This window comes from Kitasatospora sp. NPDC001159 (assembly GCF_053598235.1).
This window is the reverse complement of the sequence record NZ_JBSFJV010000064.1, coordinates 1-22,264: the sequence shown is the minus strand read 5'-3', so window position 1 is coordinate 22,264 and position 22,264 is coordinate 1. Positions and strand designations below refer to the sequence as shown.

14 protein-coding genes and 1 pseudogene are annotated in these 22,264 nt (G+C 75.7%); 9 read left to right on the top strand and 6 right to left on the bottom strand.

Annotated features, from left to right (window positions below):
- Window positions 1-74 precede the first annotated feature (74 nt).
- A complete protein-coding gene (locus ACWC9T_RS27815; RefSeq protein ID WP_449823797.1) occupies window positions 75-2,063 on the bottom strand; it encodes a hypothetical protein in 1,989 nt (662 codons plus the stop codon).
- Between the two features lie 213 nt (window positions 2,064-2,276).
- Here ACWC9T_RS27815 and ACWC9T_RS27810 point away from each other — a divergent pair, with 213 nt between their 5' ends.
- The gene (locus tag ACWC9T_RS27810; RefSeq protein WP_449823796.1) at window positions 2,277-3,788 is read left to right on the top strand and encodes a hypothetical protein; all 1,512 of its coding nucleotides are present in this window, start codon (window positions 2,277-2,279) and stop codon (window positions 3,786-3,788) included.
- Between the two features lie 34 nt (window positions 3,789-3,822).
- Here ACWC9T_RS27810 and ACWC9T_RS27805 read toward each other — a convergent pair.
- Window positions 3,823-4,827, bottom strand: a pseudogene (locus tag ACWC9T_RS27805) (RNA-guided endonuclease InsQ/TnpB family protein); the annotation flags it as partial.
- A gap of 20 nt (window positions 4,828-4,847) precedes the next feature.
- On the opposite strand from ACWC9T_RS27805, the gene ACWC9T_RS27800 reads away from it, so the two are divergent.
- The 4 genes from ACWC9T_RS27800 (at window position 4,848) to ACWC9T_RS27785 (ending at window position 10,792) form a co-directional block, all read left to right on the top strand.
- Window positions 4,848-8,201 (top strand): right-handed parallel beta-helix repeat-containing protein, encoded by a 3,354-nt coding sequence (locus ACWC9T_RS27800; protein WP_449823795.1) that lies wholly within the window; start codon window positions 4,848-4,850, stop codon window positions 8,199-8,201.
- 73 nt (window positions 8,202-8,274) lie between these two features.
- A complete protein-coding gene (locus tag ACWC9T_RS27795; RefSeq protein WP_449823794.1) occupies window positions 8,275-9,453 on the top strand; it encodes a S8 family serine peptidase in 1,179 nt (392 codons plus the stop codon).
- Window positions 9,454-9,596: 143 nt separating this feature from the next.
- Window positions 9,597-10,001 (top strand): hypothetical protein, encoded by a 405-nt coding sequence (locus ACWC9T_RS27790; protein WP_449823793.1) that lies wholly within the window; start codon window positions 9,597-9,599, stop codon window positions 9,999-10,001.
- A gap of 203 nt (window positions 10,002-10,204) precedes the next feature.
- The gene (locus ACWC9T_RS27785) at window positions 10,205-10,792 is read left to right on the top strand and encodes a sigma-70 family RNA polymerase sigma factor (protein ID WP_355675823.1); all 588 of its coding nucleotides are present in this window, start codon (window positions 10,205-10,207) and stop codon (window positions 10,790-10,792) included.
- Here ACWC9T_RS27785 and ACWC9T_RS27780 read toward each other — a convergent pair.
- Window positions 10,732-13,650 carry a BTAD domain-containing putative transcriptional regulator gene (locus ACWC9T_RS27780; protein WP_449823792.1) on the bottom strand — a complete coding sequence of 973 codons (2,919 nt, stop codon included), beginning with the start codon at window positions 13,648-13,650 and terminating at the stop codon, window positions 10,732-10,734. The genes ACWC9T_RS27785 and ACWC9T_RS27780 overlap by 61 nt on opposite strands.
- Window positions 13,651-13,977: 327 nt before the next feature.
- Here ACWC9T_RS27780 and ACWC9T_RS27775 point away from each other — a divergent pair, with 327 nt between their 5' ends.
- The 3 genes from ACWC9T_RS27775 (at window position 13,978) to ACWC9T_RS27765 (ending at window position 18,660) form a co-directional block, all read left to right on the top strand.
- A complete protein-coding gene (locus tag ACWC9T_RS27775) occupies window positions 13,978-16,476 on the top strand; it encodes a BTAD domain-containing putative transcriptional regulator (RefSeq protein ID WP_449823791.1) in 2,499 nt (832 codons plus the stop codon).
- Window positions 16,401-18,104, top strand: a complete 1,704-nt coding sequence (locus tag ACWC9T_RS27770) for a hypothetical protein (RefSeq protein ID WP_449823790.1) — start codon at window positions 16,401-16,403, stop codon at window positions 18,102-18,104. The genes ACWC9T_RS27775 and ACWC9T_RS27770 overlap by 76 nt, the downstream gene beginning before the upstream one ends.
- 145 nt (window positions 18,105-18,249) lie before the next feature.
- Window positions 18,250-18,660: a PPOX class F420-dependent oxidoreductase gene (locus ACWC9T_RS27765; RefSeq protein ID WP_449823789.1), complete on the top strand. Its 411-nt coding sequence runs from the start codon at window positions 18,250-18,252 to the stop codon at window positions 18,658-18,660.
- 27 nt (window positions 18,661-18,687) lie between these two features.
- Here the strand turns inward: ACWC9T_RS27765 and ACWC9T_RS27760 are convergent, their stop codons facing one another.
- Window positions 18,688-19,770, bottom strand: a complete 1,083-nt coding sequence (locus tag ACWC9T_RS27760) for a hypothetical protein (RefSeq protein WP_449823788.1) — start codon at window positions 19,768-19,770, stop codon at window positions 18,688-18,690.
- Window positions 19,767-20,042, bottom strand: a complete 276-nt coding sequence (locus ACWC9T_RS27755) for a hypothetical protein (protein ID WP_449823787.1) — start codon at window positions 20,040-20,042, stop codon at window positions 19,767-19,769. The genes ACWC9T_RS27760 and ACWC9T_RS27755 overlap by 4 nt, the downstream gene beginning before the upstream one ends.
- A 154-nt stretch (window positions 20,043-20,196) precedes the next feature.
- On the opposite strand from ACWC9T_RS27755, the gene ACWC9T_RS27750 reads away from it, so the two are divergent.
- Complete coding sequence (locus tag ACWC9T_RS27750; RefSeq protein WP_449823786.1) at window positions 20,197-20,769, top strand: hypothetical protein; 573 nt, start codon at window positions 20,197-20,199, stop codon at window positions 20,767-20,769.
- 17 nt (window positions 20,770-20,786) lie between these two features.
- On the opposite strand, the gene ACWC9T_RS27745 is transcribed toward ACWC9T_RS27750, so the two are convergent.
- A partial coding sequence (locus ACWC9T_RS27745) for a tetratricopeptide repeat protein (RefSeq protein WP_449823785.1) occupies window positions 20,787-22,264 on the bottom strand: 1,478 nt, incomplete at its 5' end.

Below are 22,264 nucleotides of genomic sequence, written 5' to 3'. Positions count from 1 at the left end.
GCCCGTGCACGGCGAACGGCCCCCGGGCGGTGAGGAGTTCACCGGCCGGGGGCCGTTCGGCGTATCAGGGGGCGTCAGCCCGAGTGCCGGCCGCGGCGGCGCTCGCGGGCCAGGCCGAGGGCGACCCCGCCCACGATCATGGTGCCGCCGGCGACGGTCAGCATGGTGGAGAGGCCGTCGGAGCCGGTCGAGGCGAGGCTGCTGCCGGAGGAGCCGGCCGCGGCCGCCGCGGCGCTGCTCCCGGTCGCGGACGGTGTGCCGGAGCCGGTGCTGGTCGGCGTCGCCGTAGTGGCGGCCGGGGAGCTGGGCGCGGGCCCGGTCGCGGCGGGGGTGGTGGCCTTGGTGGTGCCGCTCGGCTTCGGGGCCGCGGTGCCGGTCGGGGTGGCCGTCGGGCCGCCGGTCGGGGTCGGGGCGGGGGCGCTGCCGCCGCGCTCGGCGAGCTGCTGGGCGTACAGGCTCTCGGGTTGCACGGGGGTGCCAGTGGAGACCAGGACCCCGGTCTGGCGGCCCTCGACCGGCGTGCCCCGGGTGCCGAACGCCCAGTTGTGCGCGGTGGGCGGGTTCTCCACGCCGTAGTAGCCGACATTGGCGTTCCACATCACCTGGTTGGCGCCCGCCCAGCCCTGGCCTGAGCCCGCGTTCGCGCGGTTGGTCAGCGCGAGGTCGTCGCTCGGGCCGCGCGAGTGGAGCATCGTGATGTCGTCGTACAGGGTGCCGGTGGCCCAGCGCTGGTGCGGGCCGGCGTCCAGGCGGAAGCCCCCGGTGTTGTCCGAGCTGCAGTGCGAGAACACATTGGGCCCGGCAACCCGGGCGCCGGTCAGCCAGGCGTGCACATTGCTGCCGCTCACCTTGCAGTTGACGACGAGGCTCTGCTGGCCGTCGATGCTGTACGCGCCGGGCTGGGCGAACGGCGCCCGCTGGGGGACGGCGTGCTCCATGCCGGTCGCGCTGGTGTCGGTGATGGTGACCCGGGAGGCGGTGGCGCCGATCGAGCCGATGCCCGCGCCGAATTTGTCGGCGGCGATGTCACGGGCCCAGGCGTCCTGCACGGCGGCGAAGTCCACGAAGCGGCTGGCGAAGTAGCCGTGCTCGTCGTAGCCGGGCGCCGAGACGAAGGCCGAGCCGTCGGCGCTGAAGCCCTCCACCCCGACCTGGGAGATCCGGCCCGGGAAGTCGTACGCCCACACCTTGGCGTGGGTGAACTCCTTCTCCAGGGCGTTGGTCAGCGGGATGTCCAGGGTGACCTTGTTCCCGTCGACCGCGGTGACGGTGCGCTGGAACTGCAGGCCGTCGTTGGGGGTCCACGGCTTGGAGGGCGTGCCGTCCGGCCGGGGCGGGATGTGGTCCATGCCGATCGCCTTGATCCAGGCGTCCTCCTGGGGGCGCTGGACGACGATCTGCTGGCCGACCTTGAGGTCCGCGGCCGAGTCCAGGGTCAGCGTGGTCGCGCCCACCGGGACGTAGTCGTCGATGACGGCGTGCTCGGCACCGCTCTTCTGCGGCGCGCCCTCGCCGGCGAGTTCGACCAGCGGCCGCGGCTCGCCGGAGGCAACCAGCCTGGTGCCGCCGCTCCCGCTGCCCGCGCCGCGCAGCACCACGCCCGAGGCCTTGATCCGCAGCGGCTTGCCGACCCGGTAAGCGCCGGCCGACAGCAGCACCGCGCCGCGCAGCCCGTCTGCCCCGAGCGGCAGCGCGGCGACCTTGTCCAGCGCCTGCTGGATCCGGTCCGCGTCGTCGCCGCCGGAGGCCGGGTCCAGGGTGACGGCGACCTTGGCGGTCGGCAGCGGCTGGGCGCCGTTGCGGTACCCGGCGTAGGAGAAGTCGGGGATCCGGTTGCCCTGTGCGTCGTGGCCGTACACCAGGCGGCCGTCGGCGACGTGCAGCCAGTCCGTCGCGCCGCCGGCGGGCGCGTCGGGCGCGGCGCTGCCGGGGGCCGGGCGCGGTCCGGCGGCCAGGGCGGCCAGGGCGGCCGGGGCGGCCCAGCTGACGGCCAGTCCGGCCAGGGCGGAGACGGCGACGGCGGCGCGCAGCGCGGCGTGCCGGCCGGCACGGGCGTGGGACATGGACTCTCCTCGGTCGGGGCCTGAAACAGGTTGACAGGGTGAACGCCCAGACCGGGCCGGGCGGTTCAGCGGCCCGCGCGGTGCCCGCGGAAACTTTCGGCGGCGGCGGTGAACCGCGCGGGGTGGTCCGTCCGTGCTCCGTGGCGGAGACTTCGGCGGCACGGCGCCGACGTCTCCCGGGATCGGGAACTCGATGGGAGTCAGGGAGCTGTGGTGGGCACGAGCCAGGACGGGAACGGCGGCGCGTCGACGGGGTACCAGCTGCCGGCGGTGGCCTGGGGGATGGACGAGGACGGGCCGGAGGGCCTGAGCGGCCCCGCCGGACCGGCGGCTCCCGCGTCCGTGCCCGAGGCCGAAGCCGCTCCTGCCGCTGTTGCTGCGCCCGCTGCTCCGGCCAAGCCCGTCGCCGAGCCGGATGCGGAGTCCGAGCCGAAGTTGGTTCCGGAGCCGAAGCCGAAGCCGACGCTGGAACCGGAGTCGAAGCCGGAGTCGGCCGCTCCCGCCAGGCCCGGCGCCCCCGGCGCCGCCCGGCTCGTCGCGCTCAAGCGCGCCATCACGCAGGCCCCCGCCCGGGCGGCGAGGACACTCGCCTCGGTCGCCCCCTCAGCCGCCGGCCCGGCCGCCACCGGGTCCGGCACCAGCAGTACCGACGAAGCCGGAGCGCCCGAGCCCGCCGAGGAGCGCTCCGGCCGCCGTCGGGTGCCGCGGCCGGCCGTCGCGGCCGCCGCCGTCGGCGTCGTGCTGATGGGCCTGCCGCTGGTGATGGGCCGGGGCGAGGTCGGCACCGACGCCGTCGAGCCACTCGGCGGCACCGGCACCAGCCGCCCCGACACGCCCGCGCCGGAGCCCGACGCGCCCGGCACCCCGACCGGGACCCCCGCCACCCCGGCCGCGACCACCGGGCTCGCGACCCCCAGCGGGACGCCGACCGACCCGGCGGCCACCCCCGCCCCCGGCACGCCCGCCCCCGGGGCACCGGACCAGCAGCCCGCCCCCGGCGCCGCCCCGGCCGCCGGAGCGCCGGCCGCCCTGGCCGTCGGCGCGGCCCCCGCGGTCCGCGCCGGGAACGGCGCGGCCGACCGCCCTGCCACCGGCTCCCAGTCCGGCCCCGCCCCGCAGGCCCCGGCGCAGCCCCCGGCCCAGCCGGCCGCCCCGCAGCCGCCGCAGCAGCCCCAACAGTCGTCCCAGCAGCCGCCCGCGGTGCCCGCCCCGCCGGCCGCGCCGTCCTACGCCGGCGAAGCTGGACCGGGCTGCGCCACCACCAGCACCGGCTACCGCGAGAACGGCCGCTCGGCTGGCTCGCGCGACTGGGTCACCAACTACGACGGCGGTACCGACTGCGGTGGCGACTACACCTCGGTGCCGATGTCCGGTGACCGGAACAAGGACGACGGCAACTCGGTGTTCTGGACCTTCTCCACCGGCCCCGTCTCCTCCGGCAGTTGCCGTGTCTCGGTGTACATCCCGAACAACCGCGACCTCAAGGCGGTCGGCGGCGCCCCCGCCTACTACACCGTGCAGAACGGCAGCAGCCCCGGCAGCGGCACGATCGGCTCGTTCACGATCAACCAGCCGCAGAACCTGGGGCAGTGGGTGAGCGCCGGCACCTACCAGCTCAGCGGCAACCGGGTCGGCGTCGTGTTGCACACCCGGGGCATCGACTGGGGCAGCACCGCGGGCGCCCGCCTGGCCGCCTCGACCGTGAAGGTCGACTGCACCGGTTGACTTCCTCCCCCTCCTGAAGGGAGGGGGATCCCCCTCAGCCTCGCGGCTGAGCCGCTGCGCGTGTGCGCTGCGGTGGGACGACTTCCTGCTTCATCGACGACCGCCCGCTCGGAGTGCTCCGTTGAGGTCTTACACCGTCTCCACAGGCCGACACCGCCAGTCCGGCGGCCAGGATGTTGCGTGCCGCGTTCACGTCCCGGTCGTGGACCGCTCCGCAGTCGCACGCCCATGCTCGGACGTTCAGGGGCATCTTGTCGCAGATGGTTCCGCAGGCCGAGCACAGCTTGGAGCTGGGAAACCACCGGTCGACGGTCACCAGGTCGCGGCCGTACCACTGGGCCTTGTATTCCAGCATGGTCCGCAGCTCGCTCCACGAAGCGTCCGAGATCGCTCGGGACAGCTTGCGGTTCTGGAGCATGTTGCGGACGGTCAGGTCCTCGATCACGACCGTTTGGTTTTCACGGACGAGTCGGGTGGTGAGCTTGTGCAGGAAGTCCCTGCGCCGGTCGGCGATCCGCGCGTGGATTCTCGCGACCTTGATACGGGCCTTCTCCCGGTTCGCCGAGCCCCTGGCCTTGCGGGACAGCTCCCGCTGGGCCCTGGCCAGGCGTTCCCGGTCGCGGCGCTCGTGCCGGGGGTTGGTGATCTTCTCCCCGGTGGAGAGCGTCGCCAGGCTGGTGATTCCGGCGTCGATCCCCAGCGCGCTGTTCACGGGCGGCAGGGGCTTGACGCCCGGGTCGTCGCACAGCATCGAGACGAACCAGCGCCCCGCCGCATCCCGGCTCACCGTCACCGTGGACGGCGACTGCCCCTCGGGCAGCGGCCTGGAGACGATGTCCAGCGGCTCAGGCATCTTCGCCAGGGTGAGCTTGCCGTCCCGGTACCGGAACGCACTGGTGGTGTACTCGGCGCAGTCGCGGGACTTCTTCTTCGACTTGAAGCGGGGATACCCGGCCCGCTTCTGCCAGAAGTTGGAGAACGCCCCTTGCAGATGTCGGAGTGCCTGCTGCAACGGAACGCAGGACACCTCGCAGAGGAAGACGGAAGGGAAGGCGAGCCATGTCGCGCCATGTGCTGACGGTGTGCCAGGAGCAGGGGGCCGGCGGCACCTATCGCACGATCGGCGAGGCCCTGGAGGCCGCCCGTGCCGGGGCGGTGATCTCGGTCCGCCCCGGGCGGTACGAGGAGAACCTGGTGATCACCAAGATGGTCACCATCGCCGCCGAGGACGTCCGGGGGACGGTCCGGATCACCCCGCGGCGCGGCTGCGTGGTCCAGGTGGTCGCCGAGGCCGTCCAGCTCACCGGCCTGGTGCTGCACGGCCAGGACGACGAATTGCCCGCCGTCGACGTGCCGCGCGGCCAGGCCGCCCTCCAGGACTGCGAGGTGGTCGGCAACTCCTGGACGGCCGTGCTCACCCGCCAGCAGGGCGCGCTGGCCATGCGCGGCTGCCGCATCGTCAACTCGGCCGGCGCCGGCATCGTGGAGACCTCGACCGGCGCCAGCGTCATCGAGGACACCGTGATCGAGCACCTCGGCACCTCCGCGCTGGTGATCGGTGAGAGCGCCAACCCCGTCGTCCGCAACTGCGTCATGCGCGACGCGCGCGGCAACGGCATCTGCGCCAACGGCGAGGCCCGGGGCAGCATCGAGGACTGCGAGATCTCCACCACGGACAAGCCGGCCATCGCGCTGGAGGAGCACAGCACCACCCGGGTGCTGCGCACCGCCGTCCGCGACACCACGCTCGGCGTCTACATCAGCTCCGCCGCCCGGGTGCAACTGGAGGACTGCACCGTCACCGCCACCACCGGCCACGGCATCGTGCTGGGCAACGGCACCGACCCGTTGCTGCGCCGCTGCCGCGCGGTGCGCACCCGGGGCCACGGCATCCACGTCACCGGGCGCTCGCGCGGCACCTTCGAGGACTGCGAGGTGACCGGAGCGGAGAGCGTCGGCGTGCACGTTGACGACTCCGCCGGACCGGTGCTGACCGGGCTCGCCGTGCGCGACTGCGGTGACACCGGGGTCGATCTCGGCGGTGAGAGCGCCGCCGAGCTGGTCAGGGTGGAGGTCAGCGACGTCGGCGGCGCCGGCGTGCGGATCGGCGACGGCGCCAACCCGCTGCTGCGCCGGATCACCGTCACCTCCGCGCGGGGCAACGGGGTCGAGGCCGTCCGGGACGGCCGCGGCCGGTTGGAGGACTCCACCGTGCTGGCGGCCGGCCGCACCGGCGTGCTGATCGAGGACGGCGCCAACACCTTCGTCGGCGGCACCACCGTGCGCGGCGCCGAGGGCGTCGGCGTGCACGTCGGCGCGGGCGGCGTCGCCACGCTGCGCGACTGCGACGTGGCCGAGTCCACCGAGGACGGCCTCGCGGTCGACGACGCGGGCGAGCTGACCTGCACCCGGGTGCGGGCCCGCGCCAACGGCCGCCACGGCATCCGGATCGGGGCCGGCGCCCGCGCCGTCCTCACCCAGCTGGAGGCGTTGGACAACACGGCCGACGGCATCCGGGTCGACTCCACCGACGCGGTACGGGCGACCGGATGCACCGCCACCGGCAACCGCGGCTCCGGCCTGCGGCAGACCACTCCCAGCACCCGTCTGTCGGTGGAGAACCTGCACAGCCGGGAGAACGGCTACCCCGATGCGCACGGCTCGGCGAGCGCCGCCGCCGGGGCGCCGCGCGCGGCGGTCGCGGTCACACCGGGCGAGCCGGTCCAGGCGGCGGAGGCCGTGCCGGCGCCCGCCGCCGCGGCCCGGGGCCCGCTGGAGGTGCTGGAGGCGTTGGTCGGCCTGGCCGCGGTGAAGGAGCAGGTCGCCACCCTGGTCAACCTCAACCGGCTGGCGCGGCGGCGTGAGCTCGCCGGGATGCCCGCCCTCCCGATGAGCCGGCACCTGATCTTCGCCGGGCCGCCCGGCACCGGCAAGACCACCGTGGCCCGGCTCTACGGCAGCATCCTGGCCGAACTCGGGGTCCTGCGCAGCGGGCACCTGACCGAGGTCGCCCGCGCCGACCTGGTCGCCGCGATCGTCGGCGGCACCGCGATCAAGACCACCGAGGTGTTCAACGAGGCGCTCGGCGGCGTGCTCTTCATCGACGAGGCGTACACCCTCGCCGCCGGAGCCGGCGGCACCGGCCCGGACTTCGGCCGGGAGGCCATCGACACCCTGGTCAAGCTGATGGAGGACCACCGCGACGACATCGTGGTGATCGTGGCCGGCTACTCGGCCGAGATGACCGACTTCCTGGCCAGCAACCCCGGCCTGGCCTCCCGGTTCAGCCGGACCGTGGAGTTCGCCAACTACGCGGTGGACGAGCTGGTCACGATCGTCGAGACGGCGGCCTCCGGGCACGGCTACGAACTCGCGGACGGCACCCGGGAGGCGCTCACCGCGTTGTTCGAGCGGATGCCGAAGGGCCCGGACTTCGGTAACGGCCGGGCAGCCCGCAAGATCTTCGAGGAGATGGTCGACCGGCAGGCCACCCGGCTCGCCCGGCAGCCCGAGATCGCCGACGAGGACCTGGCGGTGCTGGTCGCGGCGGACACCGGGGTGACGGACTCCGGGCCCGCCCGGGCCGTCGACAGCACCGAGATCCTGGCCGAACTGCGCGCGATGGTCGGCCTGCCGGCCGCCAAGGAGCAGGTCGAGGACCTGGTCAACCTGATCACCCAGGTCCGCCGCCGCGAGGAGGCCGGCCTGCCGACCGCAGCGATCAGCCACCACCTGGTCTTCGCCGGGCCGCCCGGTACCGGCAAGACCACCGTCGCCCGGCTCTACGGGCGGCTGCTCGCCGAACTCGGCGTGCTGCCCACCGGCCAGCTGGTCGAGACCGCCCGCGCCGACCTGGTCGGCCGCTACGTCGGGCACACCGCCCAGCTCGCCAAGGAGGCCTTCGACCGGGCCCGCGGTGGCGTCCTGTTCGTCGACGAGGCCTACACGCTCACCCCGCGCGGCGGCGCCGGCAACGACTTCGGCCAGGAGGCGGTCGACACCCTGATGAAGCTGATGGAGGACCACCGCGACGAGGTGGTGGTGATCGTGGCCGGCTACGAGGACGAGATGCGCGGCTTCCTCGCCTCCAACCCGGGCCTCGCCTCGCGGTTCTCCCGGCAGATCGAGTTCGAGCACTACACCGACGAGGAACTCGTCACGATCGTCGACCTGCACGCCCAGAAGGCCGGGTACGTCCTGGCGCCGGACACCGTCGACGCGCTCACCGGGGCGTTCGCCGCGATGCCGCGCGACCGGACCTTCGGCAACGGCCGCACCGCCCGCCAGACGCTGGAGGGCATGATCACCCGGCAGGCCGGCCGGCTCAGCCGGCTGGACGTCTCCGACCTGGCCGAGCTCAGCCTGCTGCTGCCGCAGGACGTGGCCCCGGTGCGGTCGGGCAGCGCGGTATGAGCGGCCGGCCGGGAGGATCCGCGCGGGCGTTCCGGGGCGGCGCCGGGTGAGCGGGCGGCGGGGAGCCGGGCTGGTGCTCGTCGGTGCGCTGCTGGTGGGCGCCGCCCCCGCGGCGGCCGCGCCCACCCCGACGGCCACGGGCGGCCCGGAGGCGACGCCGGTCGTCACCCAGACCCGGCAGGACGTCCAGAAGAACGGCTGCCTGAAACCCTCGGACCACCCGGCCGACACCGCCGGCTGGGCCCGCGCGGAGCTGCGCCCCGAGGACGCCTGGCCGCTGAGCCGGGGCGCCGGGGTGACGGTCGCGGTGGTCGGCTCGGGTGTGGACGCCGGGTCGCCGGCGCTGGCCGGGCGGCTGCAGCTCGGGCCCCGGCTGTACGGCTCGGGCGACGCCGGCCGGGACTGCGTCGGCCACGGCACCTTCACGGCCGGGCTGGTGGCCGGGCGCAGCACGGCCGACGGCGGTCCGTCCGGGCTCGCCCCCGACGCCCGGGTGCTGGCCGTGGCGGTCACCGACGACGCGGGCGCCACCACCCCCGACCTGCTGGCCGCCGGGATCCGCGCCGCCGTCGACAAGGGCGCGCGGGTGATCGCGGTCGTGGTGCCGGTGCCCGGGCCGGGCGACGCGCTCGGCGAGGCGGTCAAGTACGCGGCGGCGCACGGCGCGCTGCTGGTGGCGCCGGTGGGCCCGGACGGCCGGGGCACGGGCAGCGCCCCGGTGTTCCCCGCCTCCTACCCGGGGGTGCTCGCCGTCGCCTCGGTCAACTCGGGCGGAGCGGCCGGCACCCCGGACGGGCGGGTGGACCTCGCCGCACCCGGCGAGGGCGTGACCGGCCCTGGGCCCGGCGGCGGCGTGTTCACCGCCTCCGGACCCGGCTGCGCTACCGCCTACGTGGCCGGCACCGCCGCCCTGGTCCTGGCGCTGCGGCCGGAGCTGACGCCGGAGCAGCTCACCCGTCGGCTGGAGTCCACCGCCTACCACCCGGGCACCCGGCTGCCGGACGCCGCCGTCGGCTACGGCACGGTGGACCCGGTGGCGGCCGTGACCGCCTCCTGGCCCTCGGCGGCCCCCGCACCGGCCGCCGCCGCTCCGGTGGCGATCCCCCCGGGCCCGGACCGTTCGGGCGCCTGGCACGCCCTGGCGGTGGCGGGCGGCAGCGCGGGCGTGCTGCTGCTGGTGGCCTTCGGCGGGCTGACCGTACGCCTCGGCCGTCGACGGGCGGCGGAGGAGCCCCGCCGCCCCGGCGCCTGACGGAACTTTGCGTACTGTCCAACATCGCTGATCCGGACGGCTACGAAGTGCTGAACATCCGCTAGCAAGTTATCCGTTCAACTACATGACAGGAGAGGAACGGCCCGCGTCCAGGACCGGGCAGACGGGTGAGGCGGGATCCGATGGCGACGACGGCGGCGGTCACGGTGGCAGGACGGGACGACGAGGAGACGGCGCGGTGGCTGATCGCCTGCTGGCTGGCCGAGGACGCCGGGCGGGAGAGCGCACCGGAGCAGGCCGCCGAGGCGGGCCCGACCGGCTGGAACGTGCCGCCGGCCCCCGCCCGGGAAGTCGTGGCGGTGGCCCGAAGACTGGCCGTGCAGGGCCTGGCCGGGCGCGCCTGGTCGGTGCCGGCCGCCGCCCACCTGCTGCGCGCCCGGGTCCTGGTGGTCGACGAGCACCCGTCCGCGAACGACTGGACCGAGCGCGAGCGCGTCGAACTTGGCGGCTGGGTCGCGGTCCTGATGCAGCGCTCTGGGGAGGAGGGCGTCCAGCGGCTCACCGCCGCACTGGCGGCCCGGCGCTGACCGGCGCTGACCGGCCAACGGCGGCCAATGTGCGCCAACGGCCGCCAACGGGGCCGCGAGCGGGGGCCGTTGGTCGATCGTTGGGCGGAATTTGGCGTCGGCTGGGACGGTAATACCGTCAGGGCGAGGCCCCGGGGACCACACCGAACGGGACCCCCGCCGCTCCTCGCCGACGCCGTTGTACCGGAGCGAAGGACAGAGCCGTGGCCGTGGAAGCCGCCGCTTCCCCCGAAGGCGCCCCGCAGGGCACCGACCAGCCCTCCCGAGGCCGTGCGACCCTGGACCAGGACACCTTGGCGGAGCTGTACCGCCTGCACGGTCCGTACCTGATGCGGGCCCTGCTGCGGGTCACCAGCGGTGACCGCGGGAAGGCCGAGGACATCCTGCAGGAGACCCTGCTGCGGGCCTGGCAGAATCCGGCCGCCATCGAGCGGGGTCTCGAACAGAGCCGGCCCTGGCTGTTCACGGTGGCCCGCCGGATCGCGATCGACCACTTCCGGATGGCCACCGCGCGGGTCCAGGAGGTGGCCGACGACACGCCCGAGGACCACGCCGCCGCCCACGACGCGTACGACCAGGTGCTCGCCGCACGGGACTTGGAGACGGCGATGGCCGAGCTCCAGCCGCACCATCGTGAGGTGCTGGTGGAACTGCACCTGAACGGCCGCTCGATGGCCGAGACGGCCCAGGTGCTCGGCGTGGCGGTGGGGACGGTCAAGTCCCGCAGCTTCTACGCCGTGCGCGCGCTGCGTCCGATCCTGGAGGCGCGGGGCATCGGCGTCGCGGTCTGAACCCCGGCCTCCCGCTCGATCACGGCGATCCGCGCCCCGAGTTCGGCGGCGCCTCGGGTGTCGCCGGTCCGGGTGTGGAACTCTCCGGCCCTGCGCAGGTGTTCGGCTGCCTCCAGCGGGCGGTCGGTGGCCAGCAGGAAGTCCGCGTACCGCTGCTCCACCGAGGCCTCCAGGTGCAGCGCCCCGCTGGCCCGGCAGCGCTCCGCCGCCTCCGTCCAGGCCCGCTCCGACTCCGCCTGGCGGCCGAGGAGTTGAAGGGCGTGCGCCTCGTCCGCGAGGGCAAAGAGGTGGAAGGTGGCGTGCGGGTGCGCGGCCAGCAGCCGCCGGGCCTCGCGGGCGTGGTGCAGCGCGGTCGCCCCGTCCCCGGCCCGTGCGGCCAGCGTGGCGGCGTTGCTCAGCACGGCCGCGCCCGCGTCGTGCAGGCCCAGGCCGTCCAGCCGGCGCACCGTGGCGTCGGAGAGCCGGACGGCCTCGGCCAGGTCGCCGTGGTCGGCGAGGGCGACCGCCAGCACCGCCATGGTGTAGATCTGGGTCGGACCGTCGTGGTCCCGGGTCCGGTCGGCGGCGCGGCGGGCCAGGGCGAGGGCCTCGACCGGGCGCCGCTTGCCGCTGAGCGCCCGCGCGGTGGCAGCCTCCACCAGGGCGGTCGCGACCGGATCCCCGGTGCGAGTGGCGGCGGTGAGGCCGTGTCGCAGGCAGTCCAGCCGGTCGGTGAGCCGACCGGCCCCGAAGTAGAGGCAGTTGGCGAGGAAGGCGAGCCGCCAGGAGCGGTCGTGCTCGCCGGCCTCGGCACCGGCGGCCACCAACGCCCGGACGGTGGGCTCCTCGGTGCGGAACCAGTCCAGGGCGGTGCGCACGTCCGGAAGGTCGGGCAGGGCGGGCGGCGGCAACTCCACCGGCTGCTCGAACTCGGTCAGGTGCGGCTGCAGGCGGCCGGCGCCCGTCATCGCGGCGGCGAGGTAGTGGTCGAGCAGCCGGGTCAGCGCCGCGTGCCGTTCTGCGGGCGGCTCGGCGTCGAGCAACTCCCGGCTGTAGAGCCGGATCAGGTCGTGGCGGCCGTAGCGGCCCGGGGCGGTCTCGGTGAGCAGGTGGTGGGCGGCCAGGGCGCCGAGCGCGGTGCGCACCTCGACCGGCTGGGCCTCCAGCAGCGCGGCGGCCGCCGGTACGTCGATCTCCGGGCCGGGGTGGACCGCCAGCAGCGCGACCAGCCGGGCGGCGGTGGGCCGCAGGCGGCGCAGCGTCAGATTGAGGGCCGAGCGCACGCTCACGCCGCCCTGGGCGTCCAGGGCGGGCAGCCGGGTGCGGTCGTCCTCCGCCTCGGCCACCAGGTCGCCCACGGTCCACGAGGGCTGGGCGGCGAGCCGGGCGGCGGCGATCCGCAGGGCGAGCGGCAGGTGGTCGCAGAGTCCGGCCAATCGCAGGGCGGCGGCCGGTTCGGCGGCCAGCCGGTCCTCGCCGAGCACCTGGCCGAGCAGCGCCAGTGTGTCCGCCTCCGGTAGGGCCTCCAGGCGCAGCAGGGCGGCACCCTCGGTGACGATCAGGTCCTCCAGGGTGTGGCGGCTGGTCACCACCGTGGCGCAGCGCGGCCCGGCGGGCAGCAGTTCGGTGATGTCCTCGGCGCTGCGGACGTTGTCGAGTAGCACCAGCAGCTCGCGCTCGGCGGTGAGCGTGCGGTAGAGCGCCCCGCGCCGGGCATGGTCGTCGGGGATCTCGGCCTCGGCGAGCCCGAGCGCCCGCAGGAAGCGGCCCAGCACCTCGGCGGGGGCGCTGGGCCGGGCCGGGTCGAAGCCGCGCAGATCGCAGTGCAGGTGCCCGTCGCGGAAGCCGTCGGCGGCGGCGTGGGCCCAGCGCAGCACGGTCGCGGTCTTGCCGGCCCCGGCCGCGCCCACCACGACGGCCAGCGCGTGGTCGGGGCGGTCGGGACCGCAGGCCTGGTCGAGCCAGCGCAGTTCGGCCTCGCGGCCCACGAAGCCGGCCGTCCGGCGGGGGAGGGGGCCGATGGCGGGTCGGGGCGTGGGGGCGGCCGGGCGGGGGAGCGGTGTCGGCGGCTGCGGCGGCTGCGGCGGGTTCGCGTGGGTGTCGCGGCTCGGTTCGTCGAGGCTCACCGGTGCGCGGCCGTCCGCCACGGCCCGCTCGTCGGCCAGCACCGTCGCGAGGGCCGCCTGGAGCGCGGCGCCCGGGTGGAGGCCCAACTCGGCCGCGAGCCCGGCGCGGGTGCGGTGGTAGAGCCGCAGCGCCTCGGCCGGGCGCCCGGCCTGGTGCAGACAGCGCACCAGCAGCGCGACGGTCGGCTCCTGGAGCCAGTCGGTGTGCAGGTGCTGTTCGAGCGCCGGGAGGGCGGCGGCCCCGCGGCCGGTGCGCAGCAGGCGTTCCGCCCGGTCGTGCAGGGCCTGTTCGCGGACGCCGTCCAGCCGGTTGGCCAGGCTGCGCCGTTGCTCGGTGTCGGGCAGGTCGGCGAGCGCAGGCCCGTCCCAGAGGTCGAGGGCCTCGCCTAGCAGGGCGGCCGCGAGGGTGTCGTCCGGTTCGGCGGCGGCGCGGGTGGTGAGGGAGCTGAGGCGGTGGAGGTCGACCGACTCGCGGTCGCCGTCGAGGAGGTAGCCCGGCGCCTGGGTGTGCAGGGTGAGCGGGGTGCAGTGCAGGAGCTTGCGCAGCGCGGCGATGTGCCCCTGGAGCGCGGCCTTGGCCTGGACCGGGGGTTCCTCGGCCCACATCAGGTCGTAGAACCGCTCGATCCGCACGCACCGGCCGAACTCCAGGGCCAGCAGGGCCAGCACCGCGCGGCGCTTGGCCCCGGTGATCGGCACCGTGCGGCCGTCCGAGGCCTTCAGCTCGGTGGGTCCGAGCAGCCGAATGCGCATGCGCTCCCCATGTCTGCATGTCTGCGGCTCCCGGCGGAGTGGCCGGGACGGGTCATTCAATCATCCTGTCCGGCATGTGAGTCTACGCGCGTCAATCAGGCGGGGTGATCATCCTCGAACGCGGCGGAGATGCCGTGGGCATGATGAGCGCAGGGTGAACTCCGCGCGAACCTTGAGTGTTGCCCGACGGGCCCTTTTGAGTCTCGATCCCAAGCAGGGCGTGGTAGTTGTGTTTCCTTACCAATCGATCCGGGGGCTTGGACGAAGATCGCATCGCTTCGTATTCTCGGCGCGTTCCGTCACGTCCTCAGCACTCAGGGAGTGGGTGTGCGCGTCCGGCTGCTGGGCCGAGTCGAACTCCGATGTGAGCAGGGGCGCCCCGTCGCCCTGGCGGGCGCGCGCCGCAGAGCCGTGCTCGCCCTGCTCGCCAGCGAGCTCAACGGCCACGTCCCGGTCGAGCGACTGCTCGACACGGTGTGGGAGGGCGCGCCGCCGCCCACCGCGCGCGCCGCCCTCCAAGGGCACGTCTCCGCCGTCCGGCGCAGCCTCGGCGAAGGCCTGACCCTGCTCACCCGGGCCCAGGGCTACGCCCTGGTCGGCGAGCCGGACCTGGTCGATGCCAAGCGCTTCGAACGGCTCACGGCCGCCGCCGAGGAGACCGCCGACACCGGCCGGGCCGTCGCACTGCTGCGGGAGGCCCTCGACCTCTGGGACGGGCCGGCCCTGACCGACTGTGGCTCGCGGACCCTCACCGAGACCACCGGACGGCGGCTGGACACCACCCGCGCACTCGCCGTCGAGCGGCTCGCCGAACGACTGCTGACGGTCGGTCGCGGCGTCGAGGCCCTCGACGACCTCCAGGCGGCCATCACCGCCGACCCGCTGCGCGAGCCCGCCGCGGCCCTCCTGGTCCGCTGCCTCCACCAGGCCGGCCGGGCCGCCGACGCCCAGGCGGCCCAGGAACGGGTCCAGGCCCGGCTGGCCGCCTGCGGCCTGACGCCCGGCCACCTGCTGCACCGGGCCGCCGAGGCCGTCGACCCGCCCGCCCGCGCCGCGAACCGCCCCGCCGACCGCCCCGCAGGGCCCGGCGACACCCTGCCTCGGCCGGGCACCGGCCTGGTCGGCCGCGCCGCCGAACTACGGCGCCTGGACGAAGCCGCCGGCCGCGCCGAGGGGCGCCCGGTGCTGGTCACCGGGGTCGCCGGGGCCGGCAAGAGCAGCCTCGTCCTGCACTGGGCGCACGCCCGCGCGGACCGTTTCCCCGACGGCCGGATCCACCTCGACCTCCGCGGCTTCGGAGAGGAGGAACCCCTCGCCCCCGCCGCCGCCCTCGCCCTGCTGCTCGCCCGGCTCGGCGTCCCGGTCGCCGAGCTGCCCGAGGACCCCGCCCACGCGGCGGCCCTGTACCGCCGGCTGACCGAGGGTCGGCGGCTGCTGCTCGTCCTCGACGGCGCGCGCTCCGCCGAACAGGTCGAACCGCTGCTGCCCGGCGCCCCCGAACCGGTCGTCGTCGTCACCAGCCGGTCGCGGCTGACCGGCCTCGTGGTGCGCGAGGCCGCCATCCCGCTGCCCGTCGCCGGCCTGCCCGAGGAGGAGGCCGTCGAACTCCTGGGCCGGATCGCCGGCCCCGAGCGCATCACGGCCGACCCCGGCGCCGCCCGCCGGCTCGCCGCCCTCTGCGAACGGCTGCCGCTCGCCCTGCGGGTCGCCGGCGCCCGGCTGGCCTCCCGGCCGGCCTGGACCCTGGGCGACCTCGTGCGCGAGATGTCCGACCGGAGCACCGGACTGGCCGCGCTGGCCACCGGCGGCACCCTCGGCATGGCGGCGGCGCTCGGACGGACCGTCCGAGCGCTGCCCGCCGAGGCGCGCCGGCTGTTCACCCTCTCCGGGCTCCACCCCGGCGGGACGCTCGACAGCGCGGCCGCGGCCGCCCTCGCGGGCGTCCCCCGCGCCCGGGCCCGCGAGCTGCTGGCGGAACTGGACGCGGCCCACCTCGTCCAGGAATCCTCGCCCGGGCGCTTCCGGGGCGACCGCCTGGCCGGCCTCTACGCCGCCGAACTCGCCGCCGAACTGCCCGACCGGGACCGGGCCGAGGCCACCCGGCGGCTGCTCGACCACGCGGTCGACGCGGCCGGCTCGGCACTGGAACGCCTCACCCGCACCGTCCCGCCGCAGTGCGTCTCGGCGCGGGTCTTCGAAACCGCCGAGCAGGCTCTGGAGTTGGCCCGGGCACTGGTCACCGGCCTGGCCCGGCAGGTGACCGAGCGCGCCGAGGCCGAGCGGGCCGCCGCCGGGTGTACGGCGGGCGGGACGGCGGACGGCGGGCCGGAACGGCTGGTCGACCGGCTGAGCCGCACCCTTGCCGAGGTCCGTCGCGAACCGGCAGCCGAGGCGGTCAGTGGGGCTGATGCGGACGCCGCGCTCACCGAACGCGGGGAGTCCGACCTGATGGACCGGCTGCTCGCCGAACTGCTCCGCGGCGCACCCGCGGTGCCGCGAACTGAGCCCGCAGGCAATGACACGCGGACGACCGTCGCGGCGGGCGCCCGGGCGCCCGGCCCGCGACCCGACGGGCCCCGCAAGGGCGGTGAACCGGCCGGGGGCGCAGCGCCGTATCCCCCGTCGAGAAACCCCGCGGGCGACGGCGGACCCGGGACGGGCCGGGTCCCGACCGCCGACCGCGGTGGCACCTCGAACCGGACCCCGAGCAGCCGGTCCCGGTCCCGTCCCAGCTCAGGAGAGCCCCTGCCATGCCCAAACACCGGCTCAGCCGCCGCCGTCGGATCGCCGCCGCCGCCACCGCGCTCGCCGCCGGCGGTGTCCTGATCGTCGCGCAGAACGACGCCCCGGCCGCCGCCGCCGACCCGGTCGGCCTCAACGCCGCCTACGAATACCTGGGTTGGGGCGATGCCCAGGACCCGATCGAGGTGATGAAGGCGACCGGGCTCAGGCAGTTCACCCTGGCCTTCCTGCTCTCCGACGGCGGCTGCGAACCACTGTGGGACGGCAAGCGCCCGCTGACCGACAGCAACGAGGACACCAAGATCAAGGCGATCCGCGCCGCCGGGGGCGACGTGGTGGCCTCCTTCGGCGGCTGGGACGGCGCCAAGCTCGGCGAGAAGTGCGCCGACTCCACCCAACTCGCCGCCGTCTACCAGAAGGTGATCGACGCCTACCAGCTGAAGGCGATCGACATCGACATCGAGGACACCGAGCTGAACAGCGCCGACGCCCGGCAGCGGGTCGTCGAGGCACTCGGGGTGGTCAAGGCGAAGAACCCCGGCCTGCGGGTTTACATCACCCTCAGCGCCGAGCTGAACGGCCCCGACGCGGCCGGCGCCGACCTGATCGCCCGGGCCGCCAAGACCGGTGTGCAGGTGGACGGTTGGGTGGTCATGCCGTTCGACTTCGACAACCACCCCGGCACCATGGTCGACGCCACCGTCTCCGCCCTCACCGGCCTCCAGCAGGCCCTCGTCCGCGCCTACGGCTACGACGCCGACACCGCCTGGCGGCACACCGGCCTGTCCTCCATCAACGGGCACTCCGACAGCAAGGACGAGGTGGTGACCCCCGCGGACTTCCGCGCCATGCGGGACTTCGCGGCCGCCCACCACCTCGCCCGCTTCACCTACTGGGCCGTCAACCGGGACCGCTCCTGCAGCGGGGAGTTCACCAAGGAGTCCGCCTCCGCGTGCAGCGGGATCCAGCAGGACCCGTACGCCTTCACGAAGATCGTGGCCGGCTACCACACCGACTCCACCCCCTCCGGGCCCACCGGCGACAGCACCCACTGCCCGGCCCCGAAGCCCTCGACCGGCCTCACCGCCACCGCGAAGCCCGCCGACGACGGCGAGACCCCGGAGCCCGGCACCCGCCAGGCGGCCCGCCGGGCCGCCACGGCTGCGTCCAGCGAGCCGACGGACGGCGACACGTCAGGTGCACCCACCGGGAGCCCGACGGCCGACCGGCCACGGCACGGGACCGCCAAGCCCACCACGCCTGCGGCGTCCCCTACGGAGCAGCTCGCCTCGCCGACGGCCACCGCCCCCGCCGACTGCACCCCGATGTCGACCCCGGTGACCCCGCCGACCACCCAGCCGACGACCCCCGCGTCGGCCGACCCGGCCCCCGCCACCGGCACCACCCAACCGACCCCGGCCCCGACCCGCACCCGGACGGCACCCCCCACCGGCTCGGCACCGACGGCCGACGCCACCACCACGGCCCCGACGCCCCCGCGTCCGACGGCCGGCTCGGCCACCGCGACCGCAGGCGCGCTCCCGGCCGCCACCGCTGATGGGGACACCCGCAACGGCCAGCCGCTGGCGTCCACCGGTGGTGGGGACGCCACCGGCGTCCTCCTGGAGGGCGCGGGAGCCCTGCTGCTGATCGGCGGTGGCTTCGGCATGGTCGGCACCCGTCGCCGCCGCGAGGCGGAGCGGGCCCAGTAGCAACCTCGCAGGAACACGGGCGGTCGGCAGCCCGGTGAGCTCGGGCTGCCGACCGTCACGGTCAATCCGGATTGCGCCTCGACCTCGGTCCGGCGGACCTCAGCAGCCTTGACTTCAAGTGAACTTGAGCTTCTATGGTCGCCGCGTGATCTTCACCGAGACAGAGCGCGAGTACCTTGCCGCCCAGTCGCTGGCCCGCCTGGCCACCACCGGTCCCGACGGCGGTCCGCAGGTCCGGCCGGTGGGCTTCCGGCTCAATGGCGACGGCACTATCGACATTGGCGGGCCCGCCATGGCCCGCAGCCGGAAGTTCTGCAACGTGCAGGCGCGTCCCGAGGTCTCCGTGCTGGTGGATGACCTGGCTCCGGCTGATGACCCGGTTGCGGGCGGGTGGGGGCGCGGGGTCGAGATCAGGGGCTGGGCCGAGGTGTTGACCGTCGACGTGCCGCCCGTGGCGCCCGACCACTTCAGCAGGGACATCATCCGCGTCCACCCCCGGCGGGTGATCACCTGGAACCTGGAGGCGCGGGGGACCACCGCTCGCGCCGTCGAGTGACACGGAGGCGGCCGGGGCGGCGGTGGTTCACCCCTGGCAGGTGACTCGGACCGCCGCCGCTGCGAGGTGGGCGTGGGTGGGTTGGCCGGAGCCGGTCCAGTCCTGGCCGCGGTTGTGGAGGCGGACGGTCAGCGGGCCGCCCTGGGGGTGGAAGGTGCCGGTGTCCACCCAGGTGCCGCGGCGGCCGATCTGGTCGACGGTGAAGGAGCCGAGGTCGGCGCCGGACGCGCCGGCGACCGTGTAGTAGGCGGGGGCGCCGCCGACCTGCTGGACCGAGGAGGAGTCCGGTACGTAGACGGCGACCGCGCAACTGGCCGGGCCCGCGCCGACGTCGAAGGTCCAGAGTGCGTAGGTGCTGTTGTCGTCCTTGGCGCGGTCGCCGGACATCGGCACGGCGTCGTACTGGCTGCTGCACGAATCGCCACTGTAGCCACCGCTGTTGACGGTCACCCAGCCGTCCGTGCCCTGGCGGAACGCGCCGACCTCCTGGAAGTGCGCGCCCGGGCCGATGCAGCCGAGCCCGGCCACGGCCCGGTAGCCGACGGGGGGTTGCGGGGCCGGTGGGGCTGCCGTGGTGGGTGCGGCGGGAGCGGGTGGGGCCGGGGCGGTGGACTGGGGGGTCGGGGCGCTGGAGCGGGTGGGTGGGGGTGTGGGCGACGGTGCGTGGGTGTCGGTGGGCGACGGGGTGGCCGAGGGGCTCTCCATCGATGTGGCGGCGGGGCTCTCGGACGGGGTGGGGGTCGCCGAGGTGGGCTGGTCGGTGGGGGAGGAGGTCGGCGGGTGAGCCCGGCCGTGGGTGCCGAGGGGTGAGCGGCCAGTGGGCGCGGCTGCGGCGGCCGGGTCCCCGGTGGTGGCCTCCGGCTTCAGGAACGTGGCGATGAGCAGGAGGACCGCGCCGGTGGCCATCGACGCGGCCATCGCCACCCGGCGGGCGTCCCAGTGGGACCGGCTGCCCAGCCGGCCGAGGCCGGTCGTCAGTCGTGCGGCGACGACGTCGACGGCCGCCCGCAGGCGTTCGGCGGCGGTGGGCCGCGGCGGGGTGGGTTCCTCGGCGATCCAGGGGAGTTGCAGTCCGGGGCCCTGGGGCATCTCGTCCGGGCGTCCACTCAACGGAGGCCTCCGGCAAGGGCCGCACCGGCGAAACCGGTGTACACCGGGTCCGGCAGGAGCGCCCGCGCCCGTACCCCGGTGCGGGTCGGGCCGGAGGGCAGCCGGGCCGGGTCACCGGCCGTGACGGGCCCCGCAGCGCCGGCCGGGTGCGGCCGGGGGTGGGCGGGCGAGGGCCGCGGGACGTGTACGGCGAGGAGCCCCGCTGCGGCGAGGCCGAGGGCCGCCGCGCAGCAGGCCAGGTTGGCTCGCCTCGGTGATTCCGTACTGGTCACGTGCTCTCTCCCCGGGTAACGGTGTCCGCCCTGTTGCACGGCCCGCGCCCGCCCCCCGGTTCAGGCCGGCTCGAACCCCATCGGGGCCGGCGTCCGTGTTACCGGCCGAGGCCGGTCGACCGCCGGTGAGGACGGACGCGGGAGGACAGCAGCGATGGCCTGGTACCAGGGGCCGAGCCGGATCACGGTGACGGCGGTGGAGGGGGAGTGGCCGCAGCGGGCGGTGGTGACCGTCCGGGGCGCCGCGCCGGTGGAGATCCCGGCGACGGTCGGCGCGGTCCACCTGGTGGAGGCGGAGAGCTGGCAGCTGGAGCTGGAGCACCGCTACGGGGGCGAGTGGTGCCCCAACATCCGTGCGGTGCAGGGGCGTTGGCAGGAGTTCCGGGGTGTGCTGACGCAGTCGGTGCACAGTCGCAACCGCGATCGGGCGGGCGACCGCCGGGACCGCAACCTGGTGCTGCGGATCGAGCGGGTCGAGCCGGACGGCGGCGCGCCCGCGGCCGTGCCCGGACTCCCGGCCGCGCGCCGCACCTCGACGGCCGGAGCGATGCCCGGAACAGCGGCCAGCACGGCGACCTCAGGCCGCCTGCGGACGACCACCTCCACGGCCGAACCGGACTTCCTGCGCCCCGCTGCCCCGGCCCGCGAGGCCATGCCCGCCACCTCCGTCACCTCCGCCGCCACGGCCGGCCTGCCGGCCTCGCCGTACCGGCCCCGGGGCGGCTGACCGCGCGCCCGTGCCCGCTACGGCCCGCACTGTGCCAGCCGCGCCTTCACCCGCTCCACCTGCCGGGTCACCCGCCCCTGTTCGGCGGCGAGTTCGAGGGCCCGCTCCCAGTGGGTGCGGGCCTCGGCCTTCCGCCCCCGGTCGTACAGCACCTGCCCCATGACGTCGGCGAAGTCGAACTCGGCGTGGGCGTGGTTGCCCTGTGCCCGGCCGAGTTCCAGGGCGCGGTGGATCTGCTCCACCGCCTCGTCGGACCGGCCCAGTGCGCTGAGGACCTGGGCGTGGGTCTTGGTCGAGATCACCAGGTACGGGTCGGCCTCCCGGCCCGCCAGCAGGGCCAGCGACTCCTCGATCGGCGCGAGGCCGTCCGCCGGCCGTCCGGCGCGCAGCAGGGCGTCGGCGAGGTTGTTGAGCGCCTGGGAGAGCATCCGGTCGTCGCCGACGGCCCGGGCCTCGGCGACCGTCTCCACGATGCCGGGGAGGGCGGTCCCTGGGTTGCCGTGGTCGTCCATGAAGCTGTTCCGCATGCTCAGGTAACGGTGTCTGAGCACCGGACGGCTCTCCGGGTCGGCGACGGCGACGGCCCGAGCGGACTGCTCCAGCGCCTCCGACCGCCGGCCCAGCCAGCCGAGGGACAGGCTGTGGTTGGAGTACAGGTGCGGCCAGTCGCGGTCGGCGCCGGCGGCCTCCGCGGCGGAGAGCGCCGTCCGCGCCGCCTCCTCCCAGGCACGGAACAGGCCCGCGTCCAGGTACAGGTAGCCGGCGTTCTCGACCATCCGGCAGGCGTGTTGGTACCGGCCCCACTGGCAGGCCAGCGCGATCAGGCCGCGGACGGCGGGTTCCTCGGCCCGGAACCAGGCCAGCGCGTCCGCCGAGGCCCCGAACTCCGGTGCGCCGCCGGGGAGCCGGCCGGTCGGGCGGTGGTGGCGGGCGTCCGGCCGGGCCAGTACGAGGCCGGCGGCGGTCGTGGCGAGGTAGTGGTCGAACAGCCGGGCCAGGGCGGCGTCCCGGGTCTCGGCCGGCAGTTCCCCGGCGGCCTGCCGTGCGTACAGCCGGACCAGGTCGTGGCGCTCGAACCGGCCGGGGGTGGTCTCCGCGACCAGGTGGGCCAGGTGCAGGTGCTCCAGCACCCCGCCCGCCGCCCGGAGGCCGGTGCCCGCCAGCGCGGCCGCGGCCCGGGTGTCGACCTGCTGGCCCGGGTGGATGCCGAGCAGCCGGAACAGCTCGGCGGCCGGCCCGGGCAGGCTGCGGACCGTCAGCTCCAGCGCCGCCGCGACGCTCAGCGCGCCCTGGGTGGCCAGCGCGGCCAGCCGGGAGCGCTCGTCCGACAGTTCGCCGGCCAGGGTCGCGACCTGCCAGTGCGGCCGGGTCGCCAGCCGCGAGCCGGCGATCCGCAGGGCCAGCGGGAGCCCCTCGCACAGCTCGACCACCCGCTGCGCGGCTTCCGGTTCCGCCTGCAGCCTGGGCAGGCCCGCGACCCCGGCGAGCACGCCGA